The sequence below is a fragment of the Vibrio sp. 10N.222.48.A3 genome, from assembly GCF_041475345.1.
Classification (GTDB): domain Bacteria; phylum Pseudomonadota; class Gammaproteobacteria; order Enterobacterales; family Vibrionaceae; genus Vibrio; species Vibrio tasmaniensis_A.
Map to the genome: position 1 here is coordinate 1 of NZ_JBFRVX010000171.1, position 490 is coordinate 490.

Genomic DNA, 490 nt, shown 5'->3' on the forward strand with positions numbered 1-490 from the left:
CTCCCAAGGAAATAAAATTTGGGGCGATTAGCTCAGTTGGGAGAGCACCTGCCTTACAAGCAGGGGGTCACTGGTTCGAGCCCGGTATCGCCCACCATTTCCTCCCAAGGAAATAAAATATGGGGCTATAGCTCAGCTGGGAGAGCGCCTGCCTTGCACGCAGGAGGTCTGCGGTTCGATCCCGCATAGCTCCACCATTCTTTCTCCATGTAAGGATGGCTTTTATTTTCACTTTTTAAAAAGTGAAGACAAAAGAAACTATCATGGGCGATTAGCTCAGTTGGGAGAGCACCTGCCTTACAAGCAGGGGGTCACTGGTTCGAGCCCGGTATCGCCCACCATCTTTAAATATTCTTTGATGACAAAAGTCTGAAGAGAGTTTTTAAAAATGGTTTTGAAAGTTTAAAACTTGAAAAACTCTTGCTCTTTAACAATTTGGAAAGCTGACTGATTTAAATAACGAAGTTATTTAAATCAAATTTAAAAGTTC

Annotated in this window: 3 tRNA genes; all 3 read left to right on the plus strand. The window is 43.3% G+C overall.

The window, feature by feature from the left end:
- The first annotated feature begins 21 nt into the window (after window positions 1-21).
- The 3 genes from AB4653_RS06170 to AB4653_RS06180 all read left to right on the plus strand — a co-directional run bounded on the left by AB4653_RS06170 (window position 22) and on the right by AB4653_RS06180 (window position 341).
- Window positions 22-97 (plus strand) — tRNA-Val (locus AB4653_RS06170).
- Between the two features lie 24 nt (window positions 98-121).
- Window positions 122-197: transfer RNA gene (locus AB4653_RS06175), tRNA-Ala, on the plus strand.
- A 68-nt stretch (window positions 198-265) separates the two neighbouring features.
- Window positions 266-341, plus strand: a tRNA-Val gene (locus AB4653_RS06180).
- Window positions 342-490: the final 149 nt, after the last annotated feature.